Source organism: Synechococcus sp. R55.2 (assembly GCF_047462075.1).
Classification (GTDB): Bacteria; Cyanobacteriota; Cyanobacteriia; order Thermostichales; family Thermostichaceae; genus Thermostichus.
In genome coordinates, this window is the sequence record NZ_JANSIH010000198.1 from 1 (window position 1) to 5,941 (window position 5,941).

Consider the following 5,941-nt stretch of genomic DNA (forward strand, 5'->3'; position numbering starts at 1 on the left):
CGGTAGCTGTCGTAGTAGGCCAAGGAAGCGCTGATGGCCGGGATCGGGATCCCCAAGGCCGCCGCTGTGGCCACCACCCGCCGCCAGGATCCCTGCCGTTCCTGGAGGGCCTGCTTAAACTCCTCATCTGCCCAGTCTACGCGGGTGTAGTGTCTCTAGTATCGACGAAATCTTCAAGTAGAGCCAGTATAAGCTGCCTCGGTGAGGGAGGATTCCTGGTAAAGGCGGGTGGCAGGAGGAAATCCACAGGCGCTGCCATCTTTGTGGATCACTTTCTCTTCCCAGGGCAGGCGATAGGCCCCATTCACCAAATCCTGCATGTAGGTGTAGGGGCAATCTTGGGCTCCGCCTTTGACGGCCACATAGCCACGGTGTCCGAATTGATAAATGTTGTTTTCCACACCCCAATGGATGCGAGCTTCCCGCACCAAATCTGGGCGCACTTCGCCAGTAATGATTTCATCAGGGCGATGGGATCCCATGACCAGGGGGGTGCCATCAAAGTTGCAGATCATGCCCTCCCCCATAGAATCAAACGTGCCATCCGACCCACACATACACACCGAGGCCGTCACCATCAAATTGCAAAAGGCATTGGCCTGATTGGTAATTTGCCAACTGTGGCGAATGGGGGCAGTATATCCGGCAGTGCGCAACATAATCTCGGCCCCTTTGTAGGCACACTCGCGGGCCATTTCTGGAAACATGCCATCATGACAAATGATCAGGGCAATCTTTGAGCCATTCGGGCCATCACAGACAGGGATCCCTAAATTTCCCGGCTCCCAAGGTTCGACGGGAACCCAAGGATGCAGCTTGCGATAGTACAGTTGTAGGTTCCCTCGATTGTCGAGAATAATGCCGCTGTTATAGGGATTACCCTGCGGGTTGTATTCCATGATTGAGAAGCAGCCCCAAATATCGTTCTCTCGGCAGGCGGCACTGAAGGCAGCTACCTCTGGTCCATCCAGTCGGCACATGATCTCCGGATTAGTGTCCATCGACAGGCCGTGCAGAGAGTACTCCGGAAAGACCACCAAATCCATGCTGGGCATGCTGCGGCGAGCCTTCCCCACCATACTGACTATCTTTTGGGTTTGCGCCGCCAGATCATCGGGAGTAACCACATTGGGTAGCTGCAGTTGCACCAGTCCCAATACAACACCGTTGGGAGTTTTATTCAGGCCACCGAGTCCACTCATGATCAAATCCTTTGCTGATGAAGATGGAATGGGTTAGAGAGTTAGTCGAATGGATTTAAGAACTTGTAAAAGCCGATGTATCGATTTGCTATCTAGCAATCCCAGCTTAGGTAGATAATGGTAGGTAATGGGTGAACCTTGCTGTAACAAGATAAATTGGTAGTCTTCTCCATTTGTAGCTAATCCCCAAACAAATTCTTGATTTTTTATTCCTTTGTAAGCATAGGTCAATAATTGGGCGATGGCCAGGCTTGTAGCTACTGTTCCTCCCTTGGTTTCTATCACGAGGATCCAAAAGCTCTCTCTTGCTCCTCTTCTAATGGCGAGTAAGTCTACACGACCTTTGATGGCAACTTGGCCTTCTTCCTCCTCAACGATAATATCGGCAATATTTTCTTCTAGATTAATTTTGATGTCGCTCGATAGAAAGCCTGCCAGTTTGAGAAGTGGAGAAACAAACAGAAATTTGACTTGCCCTTCATTCAGAGTGTCATCGGCCAGATAGCTAAAATACAATTCCTGGAGTTGGGTCAGCTCCTCAATCTCCCGTTCAGTCAAAGGGGGTAAGTCCAGTTTTTCCTCGAACTCTAAAGAATCTCCCCGACACAGCCCTAAGAGCTCGTGAACCTCTCTCAGAGTCAGGGTATTGGCAGGTCGGGTTTGTACAGCGGTCATAACCAGGGATCCCTAAATCGGGTTCACTTCGACTATAGCCAGTCGGCTACTTCCCGGTGCCCAAGGCCCCAGGCATGCCTGCCAGGGTTCGCCGCGGAGAACTGGTCAGGATCATGATCCCCAAGGTCAGCACGTAGGGAGCGGCATTCCACAGGTAGTAGTTGGACTGCACACCCACCGACTGCAAGGCTGGCCCAATCGCCTGAGCTCCGCCGAACAAAAAAGCAGCCAATAAACACTGCAACGGGTTCCACTTGGCAAAGATCACCAGGGCCACGGCCATCAAGCCTTGTCCGCTGGAAATGCGTTCTGTCCAACTGCCGGGGTAGTATAGGGACAGGTAAGCTCCTCCCACGGCTGCCAAGAAGCTGCCTGCCATGATGCACAGAGCCCTTACCTTGGGCACCGAGATCCCCATGGCCCGTGCTGCATCGGGGTTGTCGCCCACAGCCCGCACGAATAGGCCCCAACGAGTGGAGCGAAAGAACCAGTGCATGACAAAGGCCAGGAGGATCCCCAGCAGCAGAAGTGGGCTCAGTTTTAGGGCAGCTTGAATGGCAGGACTGCTGCTCCAATTTCCCAACTCAAAGGCAGGTAGCCGGGGGGCTGCGGGCTGAATGAAGGGTTTGCCCAGGTAAAAGGCCATTCCACTGCCAAGGATGATCATAGCAATGCCCACCGCAACATCGTTAACCCGAGGTTGTTGGGCCAAAAAGGCGTGGATCCCTCCCAAGGCTAAACCGGCAAACCCGGCCACCAATACCCCTAACCAAGGCGCGACCACACTGCCTGCCGTGTTTTGGGTGAGGAAGGAGATGGCGTAGGCGCTCATTGCCCCCATCAACAGGGATCCCTCTAGGCCGAGGTTGATTTTGCCGCTTTTTTCCGTCAGACACTCCCCCAAGCTGACGAACAAAAAAGGCGCACTTCCCCGCAAGGTTCCGGCGATCACCGCCAAGGGGATCCCCCACCATCCTAGGGCTTCTGTTTCCATCTGAGTTTTTCTCCTGACCACTGAATTGGTTACTTGACCAAATCATTGCTACTTCGGGGGCCAGTTATCTAGGCTGGTTCTGAGGGTTCTCGATCCCGAAAAAAGTCGAAGCGCCCGTAGAGGGATTCGCTGTAGAGAATCAGCAAAAAGACAATGCCCTGAAACACCAACACAGTAGCATCCGGCAAATTGTGGGAGCGCTGCAAAATGCTGCCGCTGGCCAGGATCCCTCCCAGGAGGATAGCCATCGCCACTGCTGCGGCTGGGTTTTGTCGAGCGACAAAGGCCACCAGAACGCCGCTGTAGCCATAGCCCACAGTCAAGGACTCATTGGCCCGCCCGTGTACGGCAGCCACCTCTACCATGCCCGCCAAGCCGGCACAGGAGCCGGCCAGAAAGGTGATTAACAGTGTGAGTTTACCGACAGCAATCCCCACCATTCGGGCCACCTTTGGGTTACCCCCTATTGTGCGCACCGAAAAACCCAACGTGGTGCGTTGAATCAACACATAGGCAACCAGGCAGGCAACGATGCCATAGACCAAGCCGAAGTGGATGCGGGTGCCCCATAGCCGACCCAACATGTTGGCCTCGTCAACGGCAAAGCTGGAGGGCTTGCTCAAGAAACTGGGATCCCGCAGCGGCCCCCCCACCCAATGGTTCATCAGGGCAATGGCAATGTAGTTCATCAACAGGCTGCTGATGGTTTCATTCACACCCCGGTAGTGGCGCAGTGCCCCCACCACCATGATCCACAGGCCACCGGCCACCATGCCCGCCAAGGCCATCAGGAAAACGACCACGGGTGGAGCCAGGGATCCCGCCCACAGCCCCATCGCCACAGCTGCCACCCCCCCCATCACCAGAGCTCCTTCATTGCCGATGATCACCAGCCCCATGCGGGCCGGCAGGATGGTACACAGGGAGGTGAGCATCAGGGGAGCCGCCCGTTGCAGAGTATTTTGCCAAGAGAACCAACTGCCGAAGGCAGCTCTGTAGATGGAGCCATAGACGGCGAAGGGATTTGCGCCGGCCATGGCACAAAACAAGCCGAAGATCAACAGCGAGGCCAACAAAGCCCCAAAGGGCAGTAGGATCGGCTCAAGGCTGGAGCGCCACCGCAGCGGAACCGAGCGGGAAACAGCAGAAGAGGTGGTAGCCATCAGCTAGAGATACTCCCGATCACGCCTTCCACCAGGTAGTCCATGGATTCCAGCTCGATTGCCCGCTGGCCGTATTCCACTCCGGCAGGGATCACCTCTTTGCCGGTATTGTCTTTGAGAGGGCCTTTGTAAATGACCAACGAGCCAGCTTGCAACTGGGCAAGGGCCGCTTCTCCAGCTTTTTTGGCCTCATCGCTGGCTGCCGATCCCCAGGGGGAAGTTTTAATGAATTTCTCTTTGATACCCCCCCGAATGAGGTGGGGGATCCCACCGTTCATCAGGGTTTTGCCCGCCTGGATGGCTTCGGCAAACTGGGTATAGACGCTTGTCCAGTCGTATTCAGCGCCCGTCAAATAGCCCTTGGGAGCCAGCGCCGCTTGGCTGGTGTTGTGACCACAGCTCATCAGACCTCGCCGCTCTGCTGTTTCGATAACGATTTTGGGACTGTCCACATGGCAGGTGAGCACATCGATGCCTTGGTCGGCCATGCTGTTGGCAGCTTCTGCCTCTTTGACAGGTAGAGCCCAATCTCCCGTAAAGATCACCTGAGTGGTGATGTTGGGGTTGACACTCTTGGCTCCTAAGGTAAAGCTGTTGATGTTGCGCAACACAATGGGAATGGGTTTGGCGGCGATAAACCCAAGGCGGTTGCTTTTGGTCATGGAACCGGCCAGCACCCCGTTGATGTAGTGGCCTTCATCCAAGTAGCCGAAGTAGCTACCGACGTTTTTCGGATGCACTCCCTCAATGTAAAGTCCACCGGCGTGAAAGAATTGTACCTCTGAATATTCCTTGGCTACCCGCAAGATATGGGGATCGTAGTAGCCAAAAGAAGTGGGAAAGAGTACCGTTGCCCCATCTTGCTCGATCATGGCCCGCATGGTTTCTTCCACGGCCACCGTTTCCGGCACATTTTCTTCTTCAACGGTTTTCACCCAAGTTAGGCTGGACAAGCCAACTTTTCCCTCTGCATGGGCCTGGTTCCAGCCAAAGTCATCTTTGGGGCCAACGTAAATAAAGCCGATGGTGATCTCTTTCTTGTTCTGGGCCTGGGCACGCCACAACTGTGAGGTCAAGGTGATGGCAGCGGCGGCAGCACCAGAGCGAAGGAGCTGCCTACGAGTGTACAGATGACGAAACAATGGCCGGCTCATGTTGAGAATCCTATTCGTGAATAAGCTTTCTGGAAAGACGAGACCCAGCAGACTCGGTGAGGTTCTGAACCTCTGCTGAACCCCTGGCAGCAACTACTGGATTTAATAGCCTCTATCGAGAAGTTTTGGTAGTCTAAATTACAGTTTTCTCGATTCAAAGTTTTGATGCTTCACTTTATGCTGGCAAAAGTCCTTCCCGCTCACCCAAAGTTCGGTTAGCCCGTTTTTGGCACTGATAACATTCTCAAGTCTGATGAGTTTTGCGAGTGGGTTTTATGGGTTTTCAATGGCAAGAGGGTGTTGTTCTGGCCGGCCCGGATCTGGTTCCCCATCGCTGCTCCCGCTTCGGGGTAGAACAAGACACCGTTACCTGCATGGAACTGGGGGATCCCATTGTTGGGTTGGAACAGAGATCCTGGGTGATTTTGCCGGCTTTCACCAACAGCCACACCCACATGGGGGATAGCTGTCTGCCGGATGGGGCGACAGGCCTGACTTTGGAAGAGGGGTTCTTCCGACCTGACGGCTACAAATATCGAGAGTTAGCCAAACAGTCGCCGCAACAGCACCTGGAACACATCGCCGCTCACCTGCGCTACATGGCGGCAACGGGCACCATCCGACACATCGATTTTCGCGAGCAGGGGGTCTACGGCTGCCAACTGTTGCGGGAAGCTGCAGCCCAAACCGGGATCCACTCAGTGATCTTGGTCCAGTTTGTGAGGCTCCCTTTCACTGAGGCGCAATTTCGTC

Annotated in this window: 7 protein-coding genes; 1 reads left to right on the forward strand and 6 read right to left on the reverse strand. The window is 54.5% G+C overall.

Annotated elements, in window-relative coordinates; translation table 11 throughout:
• The 6 genes from NW838_RS06795 to NW838_RS06820 all read right to left on the reverse strand — a co-directional run.
• Positions 1–77: hypothetical protein (locus tag NW838_RS06795; protein ID WP_414427747.1), on the reverse strand; the 77-nt coding region annotated here is incomplete at its 3' end.
• Positions 78–173: 96 nt separating this feature from the next.
• The gene (locus tag NW838_RS06800; protein ID WP_414357565.1) at positions 174–1,202 is read right to left on the reverse strand and encodes a formamidase; all 1,029 of its coding nucleotides are present in this window, start codon (positions 1,200–1,202) and stop codon (positions 174–176) included.
• Between the two features lie 33 nt (positions 1,203–1,235).
• On the reverse strand, positions 1,236–1,877 hold the full coding sequence (locus NW838_RS06805; protein ID WP_414357564.1) for a restriction endonuclease subunit R: 642 nt from the start codon (positions 1,875–1,877) through the stop codon (positions 1,236–1,238).
• A 46-nt stretch (positions 1,878–1,923) separates the two neighbouring features.
• A complete protein-coding gene (locus NW838_RS06810; RefSeq protein WP_414357563.1) occupies positions 1,924–2,871 on the reverse strand; it encodes an ABC transporter permease in 948 nt (315 codons plus the stop codon).
• Positions 2,872–2,939: 68 nt separating this feature from the next.
• Positions 2,940–4,034: an ABC transporter permease gene (locus NW838_RS06815; RefSeq protein WP_414357562.1), complete on the reverse strand. Its 1,095-nt coding sequence runs from the start codon at positions 4,032–4,034 to the stop codon at positions 2,940–2,942.
• Positions 4,034–5,188 (reverse strand): BMP family ABC transporter substrate-binding protein, encoded by a 1,155-nt coding sequence (locus NW838_RS06820; RefSeq protein ID WP_414357561.1) that lies wholly within the window; start codon positions 5,186–5,188, stop codon positions 4,034–4,036. Before NW838_RS06820 ends, NW838_RS06815 begins: the two co-directional genes overlap by 1 nt.
• Positions 5,189–5,463: 275 nt before the next feature.
• Here NW838_RS06820 and NW838_RS06825 point away from each other — a divergent pair.
• Positions 5,464–5,941 (forward strand): hypothetical protein (locus NW838_RS06825; protein WP_414427746.1); only part of this gene is annotated, 478 nt, incomplete at its 3' end.

What these genes read in the sequence shown, in the direction of transcription:
- NW838_RS06810 (WP_414357563.1), bottom strand. Translation starts at nt 2,871, where the DNA reads ATGGAAACAGAAGCCCTAGGATGGTGGGGGATCCCCTTGGCGGTGATC.
- NW838_RS06820 (WP_414357561.1), bottom strand. Translation starts at nt 5,188, where the DNA reads ATGAGCCGGCCATTGTTTCGTCATCTGTACACTCGTAGGCAGCTCCTT.
- NW838_RS06805 (WP_414357564.1), bottom strand. Translation starts at nt 1,877, where the DNA reads ATGACCGCTGTACAAACCCGACCTGCCAATACCCTGACTCTGAGAGAG.
- NW838_RS06800 (WP_414357565.1), bottom strand. Translation starts at nt 1,202, where the DNA reads ATGAGTGGACTCGGTGGCCTGAATAAAACTCCCAACGGTGTTGTATTG.
- NW838_RS06815 (WP_414357562.1), bottom strand. Translation starts at nt 4,034, where the DNA reads ATGGCTACCACCTCTTCTGCTGTTTCCCGCTCGGTTCCGCTGCGGTGG.